Here is a 23,658-nt window from a genome sequence, read left to right as displayed (position 1 = left end):
AAAGCCGGGGGCCAGGTAATTGATTACCACGCTACTGCTTATATTACAGGTGTATCCTTCGCCGGCCAACTGCGTAAGCATGGGCATGAAACTGAACACCTACCGCTACAACTCGACGAGTTTAGGGGCTCCTTGGTGAGTGAATGGTTGCCCCCGAGGAGACCTGCTACCTTTCGCGCTGCAACTGGAAGGTGACGGTTTCCTCGAACTCGCAGCGGGTGTTGACAGCCACAGTAAAACAAAACGACGCGCCGAAATCGGCGCGTCGTTTTGTTTTTCCCTAGGTCGGTTAGGCCTGCGTAGCTGCCGAGGGGGCCGTGCCCGCGGCACCGGCGGGCTGGGGCGCAAGACCTTTGCGTTGCCCCAGCTCCAGCAGAAACGCGTACGCTTCGTCGAACTCGTTGCGCACCTTGCCGTCGAGGATGGCCTCGAGCAAGGCTTCCTTCAGTTCGCCCACCGCTTTGGAGGGCGAAAGGCCGAAGGTTTGCATAATTACTTCGCCGGTAATTACGGGTTTGAAGTTGCGCAGGTGGTCTTTCTCCTCTACTTCTTTCAACTTCTGCTCAACCACATCGAAGTTGCGCAGGTAGCGGGCCACGCGCTGGTGGTCTTTGCTGGTGATGTCGGCGCGGCAAAGCGTCATGAGCCGGTCGATGTCGTCGCCGGCCTCAAACAGCAAGCGGCGCACGGCCGAGTCGGTTACGGTTTCCTTTACCAAGGCAATGGGCCGCAGGTGCAGCTTCACCAGCTTTTGCACCATGCGCATCTCCTCACCTAGGGGCAGCTTCAGGTCGGCGAAGATGCCGGGCACCCAACGGGCGCCTTTGTCTTCGTGGCCATGAAACGTCCAGCCCACTTTCGGGTCGAAGCGCTTGGTGGGCGGCTTGGCAATGTCGTGCAGAATGGCGGCCCAGCGCAGCCACAAATCGGCACCGGCCTCCACCACGTTGTCGAGCACCTGCAGCGTGTGGTAAAAGTTGTCTTTGTGGGCGTGCTGCCCGCGGCGCTCCACGCCCTGCAAAGCGGCCATCTTCGGGAAGATGAGCTGCAGCAGCCCGCTGGCAAACAACAGCTTGAAGCCATAGCTCGGCTTGGGCGCCATGATGATCTTGTTCAGCTCGACGGTAATCCGCTCTTGCGACACAATCTGGATGCGCTCCTTGTTGCGGGCAATGGCATCGAAGGTGTCGGGGTCGATGTCGAAGTTGAGCTGCGTGGCAAACCGAATGGCCCGCATCATGCGCAGCGGATCGTCAGAAAACGTAACGTCGGGGTCGAGCGGCGTGCGAATGATCTTGTCCTGCAAGTCCTGCACGCCGTTGTACCGGTCGATCAGCGCCCCAAAATCGTTGGGGTTCAGGCTCAGCCCTAGGGCGTTGATGGTGAAATCGCGACGGGCAAGGTCTTCTTCCAGGGTGCCGGCTTCTACCTCGGGTTTGCGGCTCTCGGCGCGGTAGCTCTCCTTGCGGGCGCCCACAAACTCCACCTCAATGTCGGGCGTGGGCAGCATGGCCGTCCCGAAGTTTTTGAACACGGTTACGCGGGGCCGGTTGGGCAGCTTGCGGCCCACGGCTTGGGCTAGCTGTATTCCGTCGCCCACGCATACCACGTCCACGTCTTTGCTTTCGCGCTGCAAGGCCAGGTCGCGCACGTACCCGCCAATCACATACGCCGGGTAACCCAGCTCGTGGGCGGCTTCGGCAATGGTTCGGAACAAAGGCAGGTCGGGCAGCTGGGGCGGCAGGTTCATGCGAAAAGCGGGTGATGGAAGCCGCAAAGGTACGGCACAAGCCGCTGGCCGAACAGATTTAGCTGCTTTTGCAAACGCAGATGTACCCAGGGCCACAACCCAGGGCGGTGCCGAGCGGCCTGAGGCTTCTGCCGACCTAGGGTACTGCCGGCAGCCAAACGCACACCACATACCTAGGGCCTGCTATCTGCTGGTCGCCGTGCTTAGGTTACCAAAGCAGGGCTTAATCGCGCAGTACTTCCAGCGAGCCATCGGGCAACACGCGCACCACGCGCGAGGGGGCAACGGGGCTGTCGTCGTCCTGGCGCCAGCTTACCACGTGGTCGGCGGCGCGTACAATGGCGGGGGTTATGTCTTTGTAAGAGGTCGGGGCTGGCTCGCCGCTGAGGTTGGCGGAAGTAGATACTACGCCATGACCTAGGCGCCGCACCAGCTTGTGCGTGAAATCGTCATGGCGCACCACGCGCAGCCCAATGGTGCCATCGGCGCTCAACAGATTGGGGGCTAGGTGCCGGCTGCCCTTTACCACGTACGTTGTAGGCCGCTCCTGCTGGCTCAGCAGCTCCGCTAGGTTGGCCGGCACCTGCTCGGCGTAGCGCGCAAACATTGTCTCGTCGGCCACCAGCACAATGCAGCCTTTGCCCTCGGGGCGCTGCTTCAGCTTGTAAAGTTTCTCTACCGCGCGGGGCACTTCTGCATCGCAGCCCAGCCCCCACACCGTATCAGTTGGGTACAGGATGATCAGCTGCATGATCAGCGCATCGACGGCGGCGTCGACTTCGTTCAGCATGTGTTTGGTGCTCATGGGCTAGTCCACTTCTATATCCGTCGAGGTGATTTCCTGGCAGAGCTCCACCAATACGCCGTGCGCGCTTTTGGGGTGCACAAAGCACACCAGCTTGTTGTCGGCGCCGCGCTTGGGTTGCTCGTTGAGCAGCTGAAAGCCCGCTTCGCGCAGGCGCTGCATCTCGGCCCGGATGTCGCTCACCTCAAATGCCACGTGATGAATGCCCTCCCCCTTCTTGGCCACAAACTTGGTGATGGCGCTTTCGGGCGTGGTGCCGCCCAGCAGCTCGATCTTGGAGCCCCCTACTCGGAAGAACACGGTGTCCACACCTTCGCTCGCCACGGTTTCGCGCTTGTAGGGCTCCATCCCGAGCAAAGTAGTGTAGAGCGCAGTGGCTGCTTCGAGGTTGTTTACAGCCAGGCCTAGGTGTTCCAGATTGGTAAACATGGGGGTTGAGATAAAGGCTGCGGCCGGTGTGCCCAGCTTATTTGGATTGTGTCTACTTTTGTGCGGTAAAAGTAAACCTACGCGTCAACTTTGCTGTTCTAGTGGCGAATCATTCTCCGCTAGCTACCTTTACGCCGTCAATAGAAAGCACCATGCTTAAGCTGCCCATTTACCTCGACAACAACGCCACCACCCCGCTCGATCCGCGCGTGCTGGAGGCCATGTTGCCTTATTTCACCGAGCATTTCGGCAACGCCGCCTCGCGCAACCACGCCTTTGGCTGGCAAGCCGAAGAAGCCGTGGACTACGCCCGCGAGCAAATTGCGCAGCTGATTAACTGCGACCCCAAGGAAATTATTTTCACCTCGGGCGCAACCGAGTCGGACAACCTCGCCATCAAGGGTGTGTATGAGATGTATGCCCAGAAGGGCAACCACATCATCACCGCCACCACCGAGCACAAAGCTGTGCTCGATACCTGCAAGCACCTCGAGAAGCTGGGTGCCCGCGTAACCTACCTCCCCGTCAACGCCGAGGGTCTTATCGACCTAGCTGAGCTGGAAGCCGCCATGACGCCCCAGACCATTCTGGTAAGCATCATGTACGCCAACAACGAAATCGGCGTGATTCAGCCCATCCGCGAAATCTCGGCTATTGCCAAGAAGTACGGCGCGCTGTTCTTCACCGACGGTACCCAATCGGTGGGCAAAATTCCGGTCGACGTAATCGCCGACGGCATTGATCTGATGTCGTTCTCGGGTCACAAAATGTACGGCCCCAAGGGCATCGGCGCGTTGTACGTTCGCCGCAAGAACCCGCGTGTGAAAGTAACCGCCCAGATGGACGGCGGCGGCCACGAGCGCGGCATGCGCTCGGGTACCCTCAACGTGCCTGGCATTGTAGGCCTGGGCAAGGCCTGCGAGCTGGCTCGCTTGGACATGGATGCCGACACCCAGCGCATCGCAGCCATGCGCGACCGTTTGGAGCGCGAGCTGTTGACGCTGGAAGAAAGCTACGTGAACGGTTCGCGCGAGCACCGCTTGCCGCACACCACCAACATCTCGTTTAAGTACGTTGAGGGCGAAGGCCTGATGATGGGCGTGAAAGACCTAGCTGTATCGTCGGGCTCGGCCTGTACCTCGGCCTCGCTGGAGCCTTCGTACGTGCTTAAGGCGCTGGGCCTGAGCGACGACTTGGCGCACTCTTCGCTGCGCTTTGGCCTGTCGCGCTTCACCACCGACGAGCAGATTGACTACGCCATTGGCCACGTAAAAGAGGCCGTAACCAAGCTCCGCGAGATGTCGCCGCTGTGGGAGATGTTCAAAGAAGGCATCGACCTCAACTCCATCGAGTGGGCTGAACATTAATCAGGTATTAGGTAGTAAGCAGCCAGTGTTAAGACTTCTTTTGCTGGCTGCCTGCTCCGACTACCAAATACCAAGTATTGACTACCAACAAAAGCCATGGCTTACTCCGATAAAGTAATCGACCACTACAGCAACCCGCGCAACGTAGGTACGCTGGATAAAAGCAAAAAGAACGTAGGCACCGGGCTGGTGGGTGCCCCCGAATGCGGCGACGTAATGCGCCTGCAGATCGAGGTTGACGAAACCACCAACATCATCACCGATGCCAAGTTCAAGACCTTTGGCTGCGGCTCGGCCATTGCTTCTTCGTCGCTCGCTACCGAGTGGCTGAAAGGCAAATCCGTTGACGAGGCCTTGGCCATCGACAATATGGAGATTGTGGAAGAGCTGGCCCTGCCGCCGGTTAAAATCCACTGCTCGGTACTGGCCGAAGACGCCATCAAGGCGGCCATCAACGACTTCCGCGTGAAGAACGGCTTGCCCGAGTTGGAAGCCGCCAAGTCGCATCACTAATCTGGAGTTGTCAGTTGTGGGTTGTCGGTTGTCAGTGCCTTTTTTCGGGCCTGAACAACCTGACAACCCGCAACTGTTAACTGACAACCAGTTCCAATGGAAGTTTCAAACGACGTTCACGTTGAAAGCGCCCGCGTGCAGCGGCTGATCGAAGAGACGCTAGGCATGCAGCCCGGTAACTTGCTGTTCGATTACCGCCAGCTCGACGGGCAAGTGCGCTTGGATTTGATTACCGTCAATCCGCGCCACCACCAAAGCTTTCTGTTTCGGTACGAAGTTGGCTACGACAAGCTCGACGCATTGCGCAAGATGCTGGCTTACGTGCAAAACTTTCGCGACAACGAAAGCTCCTACACCATCCAGTGGCGGGCCCGCGGCGACAAGGAACTGCAGACTTCGTATTTCCGGGCCCACAACGCGTACGAAGCTTTGGATAAGCTGTACTACGGCCGCGATTTGAACACCATCACGGTATTCAGCGTCGTACTCAACCCTTCTTCTTAGTAGTCGGTGGTTAGTACATTGTGCTGAGACACTATTTCTCGGCATCTTTTGTCTAGCTACTAAGTACTCCATACCAAGTACTATACATCATGATTACCGTTTCAGACAAAGCCAAGGAGAAAGTGGAGCGCCTGCGCAGCGACGCCGGCCTGACCGATGCTTTCCGCTTGCGCGCTTCGGTGGCGGGCGGAGGCTGTTCGGGCCTTTCGTACAAGCTTGATTTCGACGACGAAGTAAAGCCCATGGACCAAGAGTTCGAGGATAAGGGCGTGCGTGTGGTGGTCGATATGAAAAGCTTCTTGTACTTGGCCGGCACCGAGCTCGACTTTTCGGACGGGCTTAACGGCAAAGGCTTTTTCTTCAATAACCCTAACGCTTCGCGTACTTGCGGCTGCGGTGAGAGTTTCTCGGTGTAGCGCATTGCCCGGTTTTATAAAAACGCGAGGCCTCCCCTGCTTGCCGGGGAGGCCTCGCGTTTTTGGTTTGACTACCTAGGGATTGGATACCGGGCGCACTGTTAAATAGTCGGTCGAAAATAACCGTACACGTCTGGGCGTCATGCTCATCTGGCGTCCGCTTCGTCGAAGCATCTCTGCCGCTTCGCTGAATAGTATCTGGCGAAGCGGCAGAGATGCTTCAACAAGCTCGGCATGACGTTCATTTGGGTACGCTTACTTAGGTACAGCTGCTCAGCGCACAAATTGAAACCAGTTGAAACCCGACCACCGCCCGCACCAAAACTCTGGCGATGAACAGGTTTTGGTGCGGGCGGCAGGCTTACCGTTTGATAAATTTATGTTCGGTGTGCTGACCCTCGCTGAGCACGTGCAGGAAGTAAACACCCGCAGGCAAATTGCTGATTTTTATAGCCGTAGGGCCGGCAGCTGAGCCCTGTAACCGCACTTGGCCTAGGTGGTTGCGCACTTGCCACCGCACAGCAGCCCCCGGTGCATCGATATGCAGTACCTCGCTGGCTGGGTTTGGGTACACGCCAACAGTAAGCGGCCGCTGCGCAGCCACCGTTACCACCGGCGAAAACGTTGATTTGCCGTCGGTATCGAATTGCTGCATGCGGTAGTAAAGTCTGCCGGCCGGCGCGTCGGCATCGAGCAAGCGGTACTCGCGCAGCCCGGCGCTCTGGCCAGCAGCGGCTACCCGCCCCACACCCACAAAACGGCTCCCGTCGGTGCTACGCTGCACCTCAAACCAAGCGCTGTTCAGCTCCTGCGCGGTTTGCCAGCGCAGCAGCACATGCTGCTGTTGCCGCGCGGCCGTGAAGGCGGTAAGCTCCACGGGCAACGGATTGTTGGCGCCCACTGCACTTGCCAGCGCAAAAACGTATGCTTGCGTGTTCAGCCCCGTCGGTACCGGTGCCACAATAGCCCCGTTGTTTACGGTGCCCTGCAGGTCGCTAAACGTGCTTTGCTCCTTTCCGGCAGCAGCCACGCGCAGGCCCGCTAGGTTGCTCACAAAATCGTCGGTGGCAATGGGCAGCGCAATGCTGGCTTGGGCGATAGTTGCGCTACCACCTAGGCGCTGCACCCGGTAGTGGCGCACCGCCGATACGCGCTCGAGCGTGGCAGGCAGCCCCAGCGCGGGCGCGGCCTGCTCCAAGGCCTCTACCAAATACGACGCCGTACCTGTTGAGCCCGGCGAAAGTGTAAGCGAAACGGTGCGCGTGCGTTCGGCAGTACCCACCGGAAAATCAAGTACCGGGTTGCTGGCTGGCTGCTCGGCGCCCGTTGAGGCTACCAGCGCTACTTCCCGGATCATAGGTCCGCTCACGTAGCTATTGGCGGCGGTATTTATTACCAATGCATTGGGTGCCATCGTCAGCGGTGCGCTGGCGCTGCTGCTCAGTTTGCCGCTCAACAACTCTAAGCCGCCGTTGTTGGCTGCCGAGGCAGCACCGGCGTTTAGGGTAACGGGCGTGGCAAGGCTCAATCCTAGGTTGTTGTTGAGTTGCAGCACCACGTTGGCTCCTAGGTACGATGAACTGGTGGTACCACCTAGGGCAGTGCCGCTGATGGTTTGGGGCGTAGTACCCGCAAAAATCAGGCGTGGCCGGGCTGTGGAGCTACTCGGCGAAAAGCGGAAGTTGCCGTTGTTGATCAGGTTTCCGCGCAACGTAACGTCGGCGTTGAGGTTGATAACCAACGTAGCGCCTGGCTCTATCTCCAGGTTGCCGCGGATGGTCAGCGCATTTGTCCCCGAAGAAGAGTAGCTGATATTACCCGCAACCGCCCGAAAAGCCAAACGTCCAAAAGTGCGGCCGTTCAGTGAAACGGTTGAGCTGCTGGTGCCAATGGTTTCAAAAGCAAACAAGCCATTTTCGGTCCCATCGGTAGCCGACAGGTTGTCGAGCAACGCTGACACCGAACGGTTGGTACGGTGCACATATGCCGCGCCGTTGTACACCACAAAGTTGCTGCCGGCGGTGCTTACATCAACCGGAGTGCCCGCGCCAGAGCCAGAGTTGTTTACAAAGGTGGCCCCGCTGTGCAGCACCAAGGCATCGGTGGCGCGCGTAAACCGCAAGTAGTCGTCGGTGGTGTTGCCGCTGGGTAGCGTTACCGTAATGGCCGCGCCTCCGTTGGGGTTTACCACCATCGAAGACAGGCTCAACGGCACCGGTGCGCCGGTCGGCAGCATTACTTGGTAAGCCGACGTGACGAACGTATGATCGAGCAATAGGTCGTAACCGTCCGCGGGTACTAGATCGGGGCTCCAGTTGTTGGGGTCCGTAAACGATACCCGGTCGCCGCCACCATCCCAGCGCAGCAGCGTTTTCGGTAGCGTCACGTTTACCTGTACCGCGTTGCTGCGCACGGTGGTGTTGCACGGCCCACCAAATTCCGACTGCACTACCACATAGTACGAGCCGGCGGCCGAAAAACTGGGCGTATACGTAGCGCCTACCTCGCCAGCAATGGCTGTAAATGGGCCCGCGGCACTGGTGGCCATGGCCCATTGCCGCTTTGTTACGCCTGGTGTTTCGGTGGCCGTCAGTACCAAGCCGCTGCTACCTAGGGCAATGCTCTGCACGCCAGCAGGCGCAACACTTACAATTGGTTTTGCCACTTGCAGCGCGGCAGAGTTGGGGCTACTAACGCCCGGGTTGCTGGCTACCACCCGCACCAAATACACCGTTCCCGCAACAGCGTTACCCGGAACTACGGCCGCAATCGGTGAGGCAGCGGCACTTCCAATGCTGGTTGGGTTGGCAAAGCTCCCGGCCGCGTCGGACAACTGCGCCGTGAATACATTCCCGCTCCCAAAGGTGCCGTTCGCCGCAAACGCTACGTTTAGGTTGGCACCTGCACACACGGCCGCTTCCGACAACACCGGCGCACCAATGTTCACGTTGGCACTGTTGATAGTCCCAGTAATAGCAATGTCGTCGATGCCTACGCCCACGGCCCCGTCGGCACCTAGGCTTTGAAAACGAATTTTTACCTGCGTGGCGTTGATGCCAGACAGATCAATCGTACTTACCGCGGTAAGCGTACTGGAGCCGGGCGTTCGGGTGTACGACCCAGCAGCCCAAGTGGCCCCGTTGTCGGCAGATACGGTAACAGTAATTGTGTTCTTCGCAGCGTCCACCCCGTTGAAAGTTCGCACCCGAAAATTGAGCGATTTTGAGGTGTAGTTCGCGAAGTTGAACGTTGGCGTGGTTACCGTAGCGGCGCTGTTCAGCAGGCGCAAATAGTCGTTGCTGCTTACTGTTTGCGTGCTCACATCACCGCCGTAATTCCAAGCAGTAAAGTCGGCCAACCGACCGGTGTGCACCGGTGTAATCGCCGATTGCGCTAGGCCAAGGCTACTGCTGCCCAGCAGCATAACAAGCCACCACACCCGCAACATCAATCCACAGCTCCAAAAAGTAGAAGAGGTTGTAATCATAGAACGACTATCTGGTTGCAACTAACGCTCGATAGCAGCCCTAACACTTCTGTAATTGTAGAGTTCAACAGAATTGCATTATTCTCTTATTGTTGAGCTTTAATAGATTGATATACAAACAAAAAGCCCCTGCCGTGGGCAGGGGCTTTTGCAAGGTCGGTTGGTAAGTGCTTAGCGCTTCGTCACCTTCCGGGTTACTTTCTCAACACCGTTGCTGATGGTAACGATGTAGTTGCCGGGCTTCAAGTTGCTGGTGTTGAAGGTACCGTTGGCAGAGAGCTTGCCGCTCATCACCGTACGGCCCAGCAAATCAGAAATTACCACGTCGGCGTCGGTACCACCGTGGCTCAAACGCACGTTCAGTGCGTCTTCTACCGGGTTCGGGTACACCGCTACATCGGCTACGCGACCATTTTTCACGGTCAGCACCGGCGAGTAGTTCACCGTGCCGTCGTTGTCGATTTGCTTTAGGCGGTAGTACGAAACACCGGCCAAGGGCTGCTCATCAACTAGGCTGTACTCGTGGCGACGGGCCGAATTACCATGGCCAGCTTTAAAACCGATGCTAGCGAATTCGGTGCCGTTTTGGCTGCGTTCTACTTCAAAGCCGCGGTTGTTCTTCTCTTGCGCAGTAGCCCAGTTTAAGTACACCTTAGCATTGTGCAGCTTCGCATCGAACGATACCAACTCAACGGGCAGCGGTGGCTGCGGCTGACCAGGCAGGCGAATACCGATGATCGGATCGGGCACCGTCGGGGTCTTGTAGTTTTCCGCCGTTTGCACCGCAAAGTCGGTGTTGCCCAAACGGAATACGTTGTTGAACTCGAAGATGTAGAAGTAGTAATCTTTCGTCGGGTCCAGGTTCTCGATAATAGCTTGCGAATTCGGACCAGCGTACACCGAGAAGTATCCCGGGGCCAATTGCGGACCTTCGCCGTAGCGCTGGTTACCCGTCTGGTACGAAGTGCCATCAACCGGCTGGTTAGTGGGCGGCAGAGCGGCATTTTCGCTGGCTACAATCAGGCGACCCTCGCCGTAACCTTCGGCTACGTAATTGGGCGGGAGCAAGAACTCAACCGTGGCCGTGCTACCCGAACGAGTAACGCGCAGGGTGTTGTCTTGCACCGTAGCTTCTTTGGTTGGCTGCGTATCAATCGAGCGACCCGAGAGCAATCCGTTGTTTTGGAAGAACTGCTGATTCGAGGTAACGAAGTCGTCGCTTTGGTAACGCAACTGACCTAGAGCGCTGCCCAAGTAAGTAGGCTTGTAGCGCACGAAAATCTCCTGGTTTACGCTAAAGGTGGTAGCGTCCGGGCTTACGGTCAACGAATTTTGATAGGAGCCTTCGGCACCTGTAAGCGAGAACTCGAATTGCTGCGTGTTGCTTGGGTTAAACGTGTTAGGTTCAACAGTAGTAGAGAACGTGATGTTTCTACGCACACGCTCGGCACGCAAAGTGATTCGTTGGGGTGTCGAAGTGGTGTTGATTACCACCTGACGAACCTCGCTGAAAGCGTTAGCCAAGAAGATAGTCGGTTGGCTGGTGCCGGTTACAGGCTTGGCCACGCCCTGAGCGGGGTCGCTCGAGTGCAAAATGCTTTCGGCATCGTCGCGGGCGTTCGGCGGCAGGTATCGGATGTAAATCGTTTTAGTAAGCAGGTCGTTGCCACGATCTGGCGCAAACTGAAGCGAGTTGCCAGTAGCACCGTTCAGGGACGTAAAATCGGCCGTCTTGCTAATTTGGAAGAAAGGCGGCGCCTGCACCGTTACGGCTTGCAGCAAATTCGATCCTTCTACCGTGTAGGTTTGGGTAGCCGATGGCACACCAGGCACCGTAGAGAATTGGGCCAAGTCGCCGGATACGTTGATTACCGAGTTGCCAGCCAATACCGGCGAAGCAGTAACCGTAACCGTACGCGAGGCAGCGTCTTTGCTTGATGCCGTGATGGTACCGCTAAAGCTGGGAGCACCGTTAAACGGACCCACCAAGCGCACTTCAATTACGCGCACCAACGATTTGTCAGCGTCGGGATTGATGCTAAGTGTACCGCTTACGAAGCCGCCGCCAGCAGTGGCGTCGCGGAACACGATATTGTTTGCCGAACCGGTAAGCACCAGCGGCTCATCGAGGTTGATGGCGCGTACCGTGAACGATAGCGTCTGACCCGAACCAGAGTTCGAAACTGTATTGAACTCCAGGTTATCGGGGTTAACAGTGATGGTAGGCGTAGTTACGGCGTTGGCTTGGCCTTGCACCGCTACGTTGCGCGTGATGCGCGGCGCCACAAATGAAATGTTGCCGCTGAACGAACCAGAAGTATTTGGTGCGAAGATTACGTCAACTGTGGTTTGTGCCAAGCTGCCGTTCACGAGTGGCAGAGCAATGGGGCCAGGACCGAAGTTGTTGGTACCGGTGCGAATCAGGAAGCCCGAGGGTGCACTTACGGACACTGAGCCCGTGCCATCGGTCGATAGGAAATCACCGCTCACCTGAATGCTTTGTACCGGGCTATTCGAACCTTGGTCAATGGTTCCGAAGTTCAGGCTCGTAGGCGACACATTGAGCACTGGTGCCGGAAACTCCCCCGTACCTGAAACAGATACGGTTTTGTTAGCAGCGCCGGTGCTGCTGAATGTCACCACATCAACGTAGTTCTGTACAGCCGTAGGATTGAATACTACGTCAACAGAACCGCCAGCAGCAGGAAGCGTGGTAGTAGCCGCGTAGGTACCGTTGTTACCAACTAGGAAACCGGTCGGAGCTGTAACGGTAATACGGTCCGTAAGCGACAACCCTGTAATGGTAATGGTTTGCGGAGCCGAGGTAGTGTTAATCGTTTGCGTACCAAAACCTAGAGCAGTAGGAGAAACATTGATGGTAGGTGAGCTAGCAACGCCAGTGCCAGTCAATCGGATGGCAGGCGACGAAGCCACGACCTCACCGTCCTGATCCACCGTGTTAGCAAACAAGGTGCGATTAGTCACTCCAGCTGTGGTTGGGCGAAAACGCACATATATGGTACCAGTAACATTGCCAGAACCATCAGGCGAAAAAGAAATAGTGTTTCCACTAAAAGGACCGTTCGCATTCAAACTAGCCTCGAACCGGGTGGGGATGGCAACCGAGACATCATCCAGCAGATTGCTGCCAGTAACAACGTACTCTTTTGGGGTAGAAGTTTGACCTACCGTAACGCTGCCAAAGTCCTGCGGGTCGCCGGCTTGCGACGGCGTAAGCGTAATCGTCTGCGCAAGGCTGGCAAACGACACACTCAACAACATGAACAACAGCGCGCAAAACTGCCAGCTACTAGCCCGCCTTGTTGCGCGTAAGTAAGCGTTTTTCATATATAGGGAAGAAATGGTTACAAATGGTTGGTTTGAATTTGAGCCTGCTTACGCTGAGTTTGCGAAAAGGGTATTTACTTTTTTCACATTTTATTTCATTTTTCCTATTCAAAGAAAAAATTTGCCGGAGCGTTACAGAAAAATCACCTTAACACATCTTGTGCCATACTATTCAGCTAGCCTGCTCTCCGTAAAACTTTGTTCAGAAACACAGCTATTTGATTTCGGACAGATTTCAAGTAAGCTTAGATAGTATATTCTACATTTTAGCTAATAAGCCAGGTCGGCTACAAAAGTCCGCAACATAATGCGAAGTACCTAACACCCTAGCCTAAACTATTCTCCTTGACCCCTCTCAGATATATAACCGAAGTGCACAAAGCCGAGCCCAGCCCTCCGGTCTGCTTGAGTTATGCAGATCCGGGCGGCTGGGCTCGGCTTCGAAGTGATAATCTGAACACCCTATTTCCAATCGGGTAAGGTCGCGTTTTGGAAGAGCATTTTACGGTTGTTTCCGTCGGTGTCCATGATCCACACTTCGGGTGGTGATACGTTGTCGTTCGACACGTTCACGAAAATGATTTTGGAGCCATCGGGCGAATAGCGCGGGTGCAAATCGTTGGTGCCAGCCAGCTTTTTGGAGGACACATCAACCACGCCCGATCCGTCGGTGCGGGCGGCGAAAATACGGGCATCGAGTTGGCGACCGGTAATATTATTCACGCCCGATATATCGCGGGTGTACAACCACGTTTTGCCATCGATGCTGTAACAAGGCGAGTCGGTGCGGCCGGGCAAATTACCTAGGGCCATGCCGAGCAGGGTACCGTTGGCCCGGTAGGTATATACTTCGGCGTCGAAAACACTGGATCCAATGGTTTGCACGAGGATTTCATTCTGCAGCTCGGCCCAATCCATTTCGCGGAAGTGGCGCCCAGCTGGTGCTGTGGCCAGCAGCGTTAGCCCGGTACCATCGCGGTTGATGCGATACAGCTGGTCGTAGTGGGCGTAGATAAAGTGGGCGCCGTCGGGCGACCACCGGTAGGCCGTGCCCTTGTTGGAGTAGCCCGCTACCGACACATTTGTCACGCGCCGCGGATCGGAGCCGTCGCGGTTCATGGTGTAAATCTGGTACTCGCCGGTGGCGTTGCTAGTAAACGCAATTCGGTCGCGCATGGGGCTGAGTTGCGGCGCCGTTTCAATGCTCGCCGCATTGGTCAGGCGAATCACGACGCCGTCGGCGGCACCGTCGGCGGCGTATATATCGGTGTTGCCGTTGGTTTCGCGCGCAAATAGGTAACGCAGCTCCGGCATGGGTTTGGTTGTGAACGTCCAGACGTCGCCGCGCACGGTTTCGCCGGCTTTGTCGCGCACGGTTACCTGCCAGAAATAAGTGGTGTTGAACTTCAGGTTGCTTACCTGCACGGTAGTGTCGCGGCTGTTGCTGAGCAACGATTGCTGCTGGCTGGAGTTGCTTTGGTACAGCACCACGTCGTAGCGCAAAGAATCGCCGGCGTCGGGGTCAGTAGCTTTCCACTTGAGCTTCAGATTTATATCCTGGTTGGTAGCGGCGGTGGCCGGCAGCGGTTTGGTGGGCGCGTTAGGGCGCTGGTTGCTGGTGGATTGCTCGAGTACCACGGTAACAGTTGTGGCCTTGTCTTGGCTCACCGTTACGTTTACGGTTTCGGTGCGGTAGCCCGCCCGCCGCACGCTCAGGGAATACTTGCCAATCTCTAGGTCGCGGAAGCTGAACTGGCCTGCGGCATCGGTGGTGAGCGACGTAGAGGCCGGGTTGGTGCTGATGGCTACGTTGGGCACAGGTGCATTGGTGCGGCTATCTTTTACCACGCCATCGATGTGGCCAACCAACAACGGCTCAACTGGTTCCTCGGTGCAGGCGGTGAGCAGTAGCATTGCCAGCCACGCCCACACGCCCAGTGGGCGCCAGCGCAGGGCAGAGCGAGTTAAATAAGCGAACATGGTGGAGGTGGGATGAAGTAGAGGTAAGAATATGAGGGACTAACTGTGGTGAAGTAAAAGCAGGGGCATCGACACCAAGCCAATGCTGCCTGCTGCACCCGGCAACAGGCGCACCTAGGGTACCCCGCGGGCGCGGTTGCCTAGGTGCTGATCAAGACCCGAACCACTGGCAACGGCGGTGAAATGCATTTCAAAGGCATAGGCGGATACGGCCCGGCAATGCAGGGCACCAACCCAAGGCATATCAAGCAAAACCAACATGCGGCAGCGTTGAATGGATGAGGTAAGGTAAAATAATAATTCGATTATTACTATATTTTTTCAATCTACAGTGGACGCCAAAACCAAACCCGGGCCAGCGCAGCCTATGCGGCGTGCTGGCCCGGGCGGCGCGGTTAGAGGGTGTTACCAAGCTTTGCCTTGCTCAATCGTGATGTTGATGCCGTTGCCGCGCATCTCCACGGTGTAGCCTTTGGGCGAAGCCGGCGACGTTTCCACCTGGTTCAGCTGGTTGTTGTTGCCCTGCTGCAGGATGGTGTACTGACGACCGTCGTTGACAACCTCGCTGTTGACCACGTTGCGGCTGCCTTGTTGCACCACTTCTATCTCGTTTTCATCGCCGACCACCGAACCCGCAAAGCGGTTGCGGTTGCCTTGCTGCCGCACCGTGGTGCGGTTGCCGCTGCCGGTTTGGCTGAGCTGAGCCTCGTTGGAAGCTCCTACTTGCCGAATGTAGGCCAGGTTCGACAGCACACCCGGGTTGGTTTGGATGGACTGTGCTTGGTTGCCCACACCCTGCTGGAGCAGCGTGGCCACGTTGTTGGCATTGGCTGGATTGGGTGCCGTTACCGGCACGCGCTCCAGGCCAATTTCCTCGGCCAAGCGCTGCTCGGCCCGTGCCGATTCGCTTTCCGGCCGTTGTTGGGCCCACGCCGGGCAGGTGCCCAACAGCACCAGCAACCCGGTGAAAAGTGCAAAAACCTTGCTCATGGCTTGGGCTGATGGATGCGCTTTAACCTAGCAAACCGGACCCGCCTGCCAAGCAAGCGGATCCGGTGGCTGGGGTGTTCGGAGCGCACCCGCGCTCAGCTGTTAGTCGTGGTCTTGGCGAACGATGGCAGCGTTGCCGTTGCCAGTTTGCACCACTTGGCTCCACTGATGATCGGCGTTGCCCGAGCCAGCAGTGCCGTTGCCCTGGCGGGTGTCGGCGAAGTTGCCAGCGCCCGAGAAGGCAGTGTTTGATTGCTTCTGGTGTGCGAAGTTACGGTCGCTGTCCTGGTCGATGAAGCCGTAGTTGAAATCACCGTCCTGCTCCTGCACCGCGTAGTTTTCGGTTACGTTAGCACCGGCAGCACCTTGCTCCACAATGGCTTCCTGGCGGTAGCCATCCTGGTCCTGGTCTACATAGTTACGGGTGCCGTACTGCGACGAGAAGGCCACGTTGCCACCGTTGATCGGCGATACGCCACGCTGCGTCTGGTAGGCATCGTTACCATTGCCAATTTGGTACATATCGGCGCTGTGGTCCGTACCAACTTGGCTTACGCTGCCGTAGTTGCCGGTACCTACTTGCTGCAAATAAGAGTCGTTATCTACTAGAACGCTGCCGCGGCTGGTAGCACCAATTTGGCTGTTGCCAGGCAGCGCACGTACGCTTGCTGAACGGCCTTGGGCAGCAGGTTTGGCGTTGGGGGTAGTTTGGGCGAAGGCGGCACCCGAAACCAGCAGAGCGGCGGCAATAAGTTGAATTTTTTTCATGGTGTAGGAGGATGTTGGGAATGGGTTACTAGGATTTGGGTAAGTAAATCTTGTCTCTTCCGGATCGACAGTTCAAATATATGAGTATAATTTTATATTACAATACTTGAATTAACTTTTTTGTATAATTTTTTATTTGCAAAGTTTAATTAACAGCTCAACAGTATACAAGTAGCTAATTATCAACACTAAAGACAGGAACCTACTGAGTTGCTTGTCGTTTGGCGGAACTGCCGAGGTAGTAAGTAAAGCCTACACGCCCGCCCCAGGTGTAGTCGTTGTAGGAGCCGTGGGGCATGTTGTCGAGCTTGTCGTTGAGAAAATACCGGTTTTCTAGGCTGGCGTGCAGCCCGATGCGCTTAGTCAGCAAATACTCGGCGCCGAGGCCAAACAGCGTGTGCGGCACGGGCACTGCCGATGCACCGCCTGCTAAACGCTGAGGCACCGTTACACCGCCGCCGGCAAACACCACTGGCGTAAAGGCATCGAGCGGAAACAAGCGGTAGCTGATGCCGCCTTCGGTATAGTTGAGGGTACGGTTCAGGTATTTTTCGGCCGAAAGCTGTCCGCGCCCAGCCGAGGCGAAAGCGCTCCAGCGGCCCGCCCCAAATTGGTAGCGTACGGTAAGGGCGCCTTGCGGCCGAATAAGCGGATTGGCAAAATCGCCGCTGTAGCGCTGTAGCCCCGCCGATAAGCCAATGCCCAGGGTGCTGCGGCGGGGGTGCAGGTCGCGCCCGAGCACATCTACCGTCAGGTTTTCGTCCTTCTCTTGCAAGTACGCGCGCATGCTGGGGCCGTTGGCATCCTCGGGGTTGCGCGGAGCCCAAAGCCCGTCCTTAATTCCTTCGAACACCATGGCGCGCACCGACTTTTCAATGGCCTCCTTCACGGCCATTTCGCTAGGCTCGTTGTAGGTAAAACCGGTTTCGGTTTCGAGCAGGCGCTTGAAGTTGACAAAGCGGAACAGGCCCGCATCAACTTGCTGCGACAAAATGGTTTTGCTTGTGTACACCGTTTTGAGCACGCGGCCGTTGGCGGTGCTGATGGCGCGCAGGTACACCGTTACGCGGTCTTGGCGGTACTGGCCCGAGGCACCCGCCCCGAAATAACGCAAACCGGCGCCGCCCGTCAGCATGTTGGCGTCGTAGGAAATAATGCCTCCTTCGAGAATAATGCCCGCGAACAACAGCGGCGGCAGCGGGGGCTGGCGCTGGCCGGTTTGCTCGGAGTATTCCGCGCGCGTCGAGCGAATAATCTTACGCTCGTTGAGCAAGTTGCTGAGGTTTTCGCGCTCAATGGCGTCAAACCAACGCGACTCCTCCAGGGCCCGCATCAGAATGGTGGTGGTGCCCTGCGTTACGGCCGTCGAAAAGCTCGAACCACTGGCCGTGGGCTTGTACTGGCCGGTTTGGTCGCGAAACTTATACACGGCCACCACGGCCTTTTCGCGGGGCATCGGCAGGCTGCGCAGTTCGGCGTTGGCGTTTACCTCGGCACCTAGGCGCGCAGGTTGCGTAGAGAGGGGTTGGTGGAAATAGGGCGCGCACCCGCCGGCCACCAGCGCAGTCGCCAGTGCCAGCCGGTGCGCGAGGCGCAGCAGCGAAGTATTCATATAGGGCAAGAAATAACGCACGGGGTGGAGAGAAGCAACTACCGGCGCGCCACCTAGGGCACGTTGGGAATGGTGACGGTAGTTTGATTGCCGGTGCCCGAATCGGTGATCTTGATCGAGACGCCGTTGGAGCCGGGCGTTACCTCAATTTGGTACACGCCTACCGTGTAGCTACCGGGCTTAACGGGGCCCGAGCCAGTGCCAAACTGCGAGGTGATGAAGCGGTTGGTGAGCTGCGCCAGCAGCTGCTTGTTGAGGTTGTCGGCGAAGGAAGTAAGCGGGTCGGCTTCTTCGCGGCCGCCGCCGCCGTTGCGGGCGTTGGCATCCTCAATCGTGTTTTGGGCCGAGGCCGAGCTCAGCAGCCACTGGTAGTTAAAGGTGTTGCCGCCCCCAAACGAGGGGTTTTTGGGTTCGTAAACAAAATCCTGGGCGGCGGCCGGGCGAGCCAGCAAGCTCAGCAGCAGCCACGCCAAACCGGTAAGCCAAACTTTTATAACCATCGGGCAGAACGTGTAGAAAGGTGGTGGAATAAGGAAAGCCAAAGAATTAGTACTGCGCCGTGCCCCGCAGCTCGCCTTGTTCGAGCTGCTGGCCGAGGTTGCGCACCGACTCGAGGTAGCCGTACACCGCGCCGGCGGCATCGGCTGCCGAGGCTTCGATGATGTCGGAACGCGCCTGCATGGGCATTTCGAACAGCTCGGTGTTGTCGACGGAAATGGCCACCAGGGCGCTGTTGCCCCCGCGCGAAGGGCGCTCGGCAATTACCACGGAGTACTCGCTCACGCCAGGCGGCGGCTCGAACACGGCGTAGAACGCGTCGTAGAAATCGTGGCCGATTTTGGTGATGGTTTGGTCGATGACCAGGCCCGCCGACTCGGGCCCGAGCGCCTTGGGCGCGCTGTTGCGCACTGAGTCGGCGCTCAGCAGCAGGTGCAACGCCTCCTCGAGCTTTTTGGCTGGCAACGGGGCCGATTTGCTTTCGCGCGCGGGCACAGCGGCCGAGCGGTTGGGAGCATCAGCGCGGGCCGGCAGTTTTTTTTCGGACTGGGCCTGGGCTGGCAAAGCCGCCAACACCACCAGCCCCACGCTGGCTACCGCCATCAACCAGGGGCGCCACCAGCACACGGCGGGCACCGGAGTTACCTGCAAGGCAGCGCGGGGTTTCATAACACCTAAGGTTGGGCCCCGCAAGCGAGGCAGCTACACTAATACAGCAAGCAGAATCATTGCAGCATCCATCAACAGATAAGATAAATGCTATTGTGTAAACCTATATGAATAATTCTGATATTCAATTTAATTAATGTTTTTTTCAGAAAAAATGTAACAGTTCCCAAATAATACAACTCATCCTTGCGGCTATGTACGGCCCGCAAATGCCGCCGCCCGGCCTTGCCAAATGGCAGGGTCGGGCGGCGGCAGCGGTTCCTCGCGGGGCTACTCCCAGAGCGGGTAATGCTCGAGGTTTACTTCTTGCCCAAAAAACAAGCGGGTGCTTTCTTCGAACGAAGGCGTAAAATCGGATACGTAGAAATGGTGCTGCGGCGGGCGCTCGGCCGGCGCAGCCACCAAGCTGTGCGTTTGCAACAAGTGCTGCAGCGCCAGCGCTACCGTGTGCGAAGGATCGAGCACATCGACGCAGCCCTGGTAGTACTCGGCAATTTGCTCGCGAATTAGCGGGTAGTGCGTGCACGCCAGCACCAACGCCTCGATGCCCTCCAGCGCGGGGTCTGACAAATACGTGTTGATGACGCTTTGGCTAACAGCGCCGCGCACGAAGCCTTCCTCGATCATGGGGGCCAACAGCGGCGTGGCCAAAGCGTGCAGCCGGATGTCGCGGTCGAGGCGGTCGAGCTTTTTGCGGTACACGTTGGAGCCCACGGTTTGCTTGGTTCCAATCAGGCCTACCTCGCGCCCAGAGTAGTGCTGGCCTACTTGCTCCACAATTGGGTCAATTACGTTTAGCACGCGCGCTTTAGAGCCCACGTACTCGCGCACCAGCTCGTAGGCCGCCGCCGAAGCCGAGTTGCAGGCAATGAGAATAACCTTGCAATGCTGGCGCAAAAGCAAATCGCAGATCTTGACGCTGTAGGCCTGTATGGCCGCCGTCGATTTGTCGCCGTAGGGCAAATGCGCGGTATCGCCGAAGTACACCAGCCGCTCGTGGGGCAGCAGCTGGTTTACGGCGCGGGCCACCGTAAGGCCGCCGATACCGCTGTCAAAAACCCCAATAGGGCGCGAATCGGCCAGGGAAGCAGGTGCAGACATGGGCCCGAAGGTACGGCAGATTGGCGGTGCAACCACGCCCTAGGTGCCTTTGGCCCCACCGGGCAGGCAGCTAACTCAGGCACCTAGGGCGGGCGCGGCAGGCCGCTGCTGGCGCTGGAGGGGCCGGTTGTGGCGTGCGGCATTTCGCGGCAATTGCGTATGTTGCTCAGCAAACTACTTCTGCTTTTATGAACCGAAGCGTCATTCTGGAAGAGATAGACCAGGCGCTTGCTCATTACAACACTGAACAAGGCCGTCCGGTAGCCATCGAACTTGGTGAGCGGAAGTACACGCAACTGGTGCTCGATGTAGCGGGCCTGCACGCCGACGGCGGCGACCTGACCACCAATACCGGCCGCCCCCTCGCCTACCGCGGCCTCGAAATTCTGCGCGACGATGTGCACGTTGATCGGGTGCGGGTGATTTAGGAGTTAGGAGTTAGGAGTTAGGAGTTAGGCGTGTATGGCCAGCCGGTCGGCAGGTTGCGCCCCTGCCTTCTTTCTTCCCGATACTCAATACCCAGTACTCGATACCCAACACTCACGTCTCAATACTCAGTACCCAATACCCGGTACTTAGTACCCCTCCCCTACCTTTGCAGCATGAATTTGCTGTCGGCTGAGAATATTTCGAAGAATTACGCGGATCGTTGGTTGTTCCGCGACTTGTCGTTTGGGTTGCAACAGGGCCAGCGCACGGCGCTGGTGGGCGTAAACGGCTCGGGCAAAACCACGCTGCTGCGCGTGCTGGCTGGCCTCGAGCCGCCCGATACGGGTTTGGTGAGCGTACGCAACGGCATGCGCATGGGCTTTTTGCCCCAGCAACCCACCTTCGACAACAACCTCACCGTTCAGCAAAGCATTTTTGCGGGCGAAAACGCCACGCTTGCGGCCGTGCGCGACTACGAGCGCCTGATGCTGAAAGGCGACGCCGCCGACCCCACCGAATTGCAGCACGCGCTGCAGCACATGGACGCGCTCAACGCCTGGGATTACGAAGCCCAAGTGCGGCAAATCCTAGGTCAGCTGGGCATCCATGATTTGGAGCAGCGCGTTGGCTCGCTTTCGGGCGGGCAGCAAAAGCGCGTAGCCTTGGCCCGTTTGCTGATTGAGGAGCCGGAAATCATCATTCTCGACGAGCCCACCAACCACCTCGACCTCGACACCATTGAGTGGCTCGAAAACCGGCTGGCCTCCCCCACCCTCACGCTGCTCATGGTAACCCACGACCGGTACTTTCTGGACCGCGTGGCCAACGAAATTGTGGAGCTCGACCGGGGCCAAGTGCACCGCTACCAGGGCAACTACGCCTACTTTGTGGAGAAGAAGGCCGAGCGCGAGCAAATGGAGGCCGTGGAGGTTGAAAAAGCCCGCAACCTGCTGCGCAAAGAGTTGGAGTGGATGCGCCGCCAACCGCAAGCCCGCGGCACCAAGCAAAAAGCCCGCATCGAGGCCTTTTACGACACCCAGGAAAAAGCCAAAGGCCGCGGCCCGCAACAGCAGGTAGAGCTGTCGGTAAAATCGACGCGCCAGGGCAACAAAGTGCTCGAGGCCAAGCACCTTAACAAGCGTTTTGGCGAGAAAACCGTCCTGCAGGATTTCAGCCACGTGTTCCGCAAGCAGGAGCGCCTAGGTATTGTGGGCCCCAACGGCACCGGCAAAACCACCCTGCTCAACATCCTCACGCAGCGCCTGCAGCCCGACAGCGGCGAGGTAGAGGCTGGCCAAACCACCGTGTTCGGCTACTACACCCAGCAAGAGCTGCAGTACTCCGACGACCAGCGCGTGATTGATGTGGTGAAGGAAGTGGCCGAAGTAGTAGAAATGGCCGATGGCTCCACGCTCACGGCTTCGCAGCTGTTGCAGCACTTCCTATTTCCGCCGGCGCAGCAATACACCTTGGTAGGCAAGCTAAGCGGCGGCGAAAAGCGCCGCCTGCAGCTGCTGCGCGTGCTGATCAAGAACCCCAACTTCCTGATTCTTGACGAGCCCACGAACGACCTCGACATCGTGACGCTCAACATCCTGGAAGACTTTCTGTTGAACTTTGCCGGCTGCCTCGTGCTCGTATCGCACGACCGGTACTTCATGGATCGGTTGGTGGAGCAACTGCTGGTGCTGGAGCCCGGGGGGCGCGTGCGTCTCTTCCCCGGCAACTACACCGATTACCGCCAGTTCCTGAAAGATCAGCAGGCGGCCGAAGCCGCAGCCTCTGCGGCCAAAGCAGCCAAATCAGCGGCCACTGCGCCCGCTGCTGCGGCTCCGGCAGCAAACAAAGCCCGCCGCGCCAGCTTCGCCGAGAAAAAGGAGTACGAGCAGCTCGAAGCTGCCATTGCCCAACTCGAAGACGAGAAAAAGCAACTGGTGGAGCAGCTAAACAACGGCAGCGGCAACCACCAGCAACTGGCCGAGTGGGCCGCCCGCCTACAGCAGCTAGATGCCGACCTCGATGCTAAGGGCGAGCGGTGGCTGGAGCTGGCGGAGCTGATTGATTAACGGCCGGCACCGCCCTAGGTACGGCGCTGGCCGTAGCGGGCTGGTAGCCGCTTTGGCGGTAGCGAAACTGCGAAAACTCGCCGGCCAGCTCGCGGCCGCCCACGGGCAGCACTAGGCGCAAACGTTCCGCGCCGTCGGCGGTGCGCCGAAACCGTACCCGGCCCGATAAGGCCATGCCGGGGCCGAGGGTGGTTTTGCGCAGCCAGTCAGCTTCGGCGGCGCGCAGTTCAGTGCGGAGGGCGGCGGCGCGCACGGCGTGGTCGGTGCGTTCTTGCTGGTAGCCGTTCATTTCGGCGTGGTAGGCGGCGTTGCGGGCATCGCGCTGCGCGTCGGTTTCCTTGCGCTTACGGCTGCTCAGGTCTTGCGCTATTTCGTTAATGCCTGATAAAATTTCGGCCGCCGGCACGGCCGTTGATTTTTGCTCGTGGTACGCGGCACCCTGCTGCAACATCCGAATGCTTTCCTCGGGGTTCACGGCCGGTACGCGCAGCGGCCCTACCGGCGCGGCGCCAGCAGTTGCGGGCGCCGCGAAATTGGCCTCGAGATAAAACTCTTCGGGGGCTACCACTATTGGGCGGGCGCTGCGGTTGCGCACCGTTACCGCAAACTCCAGGTAATTGCCTGCCGTGGCGGCTGCGGCCAGGCTTGCTTCGAGGCTGTCGGCGTGGGCGCCTACCAACTCCAACCCGTTTTCCCAGCGGGTGGCGCCGCTGGCGGGTTTCAGCACAAGGTGGTACTGAGGCGCACAGCCTACCAGCCACCACATAGCTCCGAAAACGAATAGTAAGGTAAAAAAACGCATGGGCTTGCCTGGGTTTGGTACCGAAGAGCTTGGGCAGAAATATTCGTGCCACTCTATACTGTTAAGGCAACTTTAAGCGGGCTTTTGTTTCTGTTGGGCGTACGCTCTTTCATCAGCCCGATTA

General features: G+C 58.0%; 19 protein-coding genes. 6 read left to right on the top strand and 13 right to left on the bottom strand.

The window, feature by feature from the left end; translation table 11 throughout:
• Positions 1-289 precede the first annotated feature (289 nt).
• The 3 genes from D3Y59_RS02060 to mce form a co-directional block, all read right to left on the bottom strand.
• Positions 290-1,750 carry a CCA tRNA nucleotidyltransferase gene (locus D3Y59_RS02060; RefSeq protein WP_119443529.1) on the bottom strand — a complete coding sequence of 487 codons (1,461 nt, stop codon included), beginning with the start codon at positions 1,748-1,750 and terminating at the stop codon, positions 290-292.
• A gap of 223 nt (positions 1,751-1,973) precedes the next feature.
• Complete coding sequence (locus tag D3Y59_RS02055; RefSeq protein WP_119443528.1) at positions 1,974-2,555, bottom strand: L-threonylcarbamoyladenylate synthase; 582 nt, start codon at positions 2,553-2,555, stop codon at positions 1,974-1,976.
• A gap of 3 nt (positions 2,556-2,558) precedes the next feature.
• Positions 2,559-2,984, bottom strand: a complete 426-nt coding sequence (mce, locus tag D3Y59_RS02050) for a methylmalonyl-CoA epimerase (protein WP_119443527.1) — start codon at positions 2,982-2,984, stop codon at positions 2,559-2,561.
• Positions 2,985-3,136: 152 nt separating this feature from the next.
• Between mce and D3Y59_RS02045 the strand changes: the two genes are divergently transcribed.
• The 4 genes from D3Y59_RS02045 to D3Y59_RS02030 all read left to right on the top strand — a co-directional run bounded on the left by D3Y59_RS02045 (position 3,137) and on the right by D3Y59_RS02030 (position 5,784).
• Positions 3,137-4,351: an IscS subfamily cysteine desulfurase gene (locus tag D3Y59_RS02045; protein WP_119443526.1), complete on the top strand. Its 1,215-nt coding sequence runs from the start codon at positions 3,137-3,139 to the stop codon at positions 4,349-4,351.
• 96 nt (positions 4,352-4,447) lie between these two features.
• Positions 4,448-4,864: a Fe-S cluster assembly scaffold IscU gene (gene iscU, locus D3Y59_RS02040; protein WP_119443525.1), complete on the top strand. Its 417-nt coding sequence runs from the start codon at positions 4,448-4,450 to the stop codon at positions 4,862-4,864.
• A 96-nt stretch (positions 4,865-4,960) separates the two neighbouring features.
• Positions 4,961-5,368 carry a hypothetical protein gene (locus tag D3Y59_RS02035; protein WP_119443524.1) on the top strand — a complete coding sequence of 136 codons (408 nt, stop codon included), beginning with the start codon at positions 4,961-4,963 and terminating at the stop codon, positions 5,366-5,368.
• Between the two features lie 89 nt (positions 5,369-5,457).
• Complete coding sequence (locus D3Y59_RS02030) at positions 5,458-5,784, top strand: HesB/IscA family protein (protein WP_119443523.1); 327 nt, start codon at positions 5,458-5,460, stop codon at positions 5,782-5,784.
• Between the two features lie 361 nt (positions 5,785-6,145).
• Here the strand turns inward: D3Y59_RS02030 and D3Y59_RS02025 are convergent, their stop codons facing one another.
• The 9 genes from D3Y59_RS02025 to murI form a co-directional block, all read right to left on the bottom strand.
• Complete coding sequence (locus D3Y59_RS02025; protein WP_162910482.1) at positions 6,146-9,106, bottom strand: T9SS type A sorting domain-containing protein; 2,961 nt, start codon at positions 9,104-9,106, stop codon at positions 6,146-6,148.
• 336 nt (positions 9,107-9,442) lie between these two features.
• A complete protein-coding gene (locus tag D3Y59_RS02020; protein WP_162910481.1) occupies positions 9,443-12,256 on the bottom strand; it encodes a T9SS type A sorting domain-containing protein in 2,814 nt (937 codons plus the stop codon).
• Positions 12,257-13,081: 825 nt separating this feature from the next.
• Entirely contained in the window at positions 13,082-14,599 is a 1,518-nt protein-coding gene (locus D3Y59_RS02015) for a beta-sandwich domain-containing protein (RefSeq protein WP_119443520.1), read from the bottom strand.
• Positions 14,600-15,004: 405 nt separating this feature from the next.
• On the bottom strand, positions 15,005-15,589 hold the full coding sequence (locus D3Y59_RS02010) for a hypothetical protein (RefSeq protein ID WP_119443519.1): 585 nt from the start codon (positions 15,587-15,589) through the stop codon (positions 15,005-15,007).
• A gap of 102 nt (positions 15,590-15,691) precedes the next feature.
• Complete coding sequence (locus D3Y59_RS02005; protein ID WP_119443518.1) at positions 15,692-16,357, bottom strand: curlin repeat-containing protein; 666 nt, start codon at positions 16,355-16,357, stop codon at positions 15,692-15,694.
• A gap of 202 nt (positions 16,358-16,559) precedes the next feature.
• Positions 16,560-17,969 carry a CsgG/HfaB family protein gene (locus D3Y59_RS02000; protein WP_119443517.1) on the bottom strand — a complete coding sequence of 470 codons (1,410 nt, stop codon included), beginning with the start codon at positions 17,967-17,969 and terminating at the stop codon, positions 16,560-16,562.
• A 53-nt stretch (positions 17,970-18,022) separates the two neighbouring features.
• A complete protein-coding gene (locus D3Y59_RS01995; RefSeq protein ID WP_119443516.1) occupies positions 18,023-18,469 on the bottom strand; it encodes a curli production assembly/transport component CsgF in 447 nt (148 codons plus the stop codon).
• 46 nt (positions 18,470-18,515) lie between these two features.
• Positions 18,516-19,136, bottom strand: coding sequence for a CsgE family curli-type amyloid fiber assembly protein (locus D3Y59_RS01990; protein ID WP_119443515.1), 621 nt, complete (start codon positions 19,134-19,136; stop codon positions 18,516-18,518).
• Positions 19,137-19,406: 270 nt separating this feature from the next.
• On the bottom strand, positions 19,407-20,237 hold the full coding sequence (gene murI / locus D3Y59_RS01985; RefSeq protein WP_205590864.1) for a glutamate racemase: 831 nt from the start codon (positions 20,235-20,237) through the stop codon (positions 19,407-19,409).
• A gap of 188 nt (positions 20,238-20,425) precedes the next feature.
• Between murI and D3Y59_RS01980 the strand changes: the two genes are divergently transcribed.
• Positions 20,426-20,665 (top strand): hypothetical protein, encoded by a 240-nt coding sequence (locus D3Y59_RS01980; RefSeq protein WP_119443514.1) that lies wholly within the window; start codon positions 20,426-20,428, stop codon positions 20,663-20,665.
• A gap of 174 nt (positions 20,666-20,839) precedes the next feature.
• Entirely contained in the window at positions 20,840-22,732 is a 1,893-nt protein-coding gene (locus D3Y59_RS01975) for an ABC-F family ATP-binding cassette domain-containing protein (RefSeq protein WP_119443513.1), read from the top strand.
• Here the strand turns inward: D3Y59_RS01975 and D3Y59_RS01970 are convergent.
• Positions 22,689-23,459: a hypothetical protein gene (locus tag D3Y59_RS01970; protein WP_162910480.1), complete on the bottom strand. Its 771-nt coding sequence runs from the start codon at positions 23,457-23,459 to the stop codon at positions 22,689-22,691. The genes D3Y59_RS01975 and D3Y59_RS01970 overlap by 44 nt on opposite strands.
• Between the last annotated feature and the right edge of the window lie 199 nt (positions 23,460-23,658).

Origin of the sequence: Hymenobacter oligotrophus (assembly GCF_003574965.1) — a bacterium.
In the GTDB taxonomy this organism is placed as follows: domain Bacteria; phylum Bacteroidota; class Bacteroidia; order Cytophagales; family Hymenobacteraceae; genus Solirubrum; species Solirubrum oligotrophum.
The sequence above is the reverse complement of the archived record's forward strand: the minus strand, read 5'-3'. Positions and strand labels throughout refer to the sequence as shown.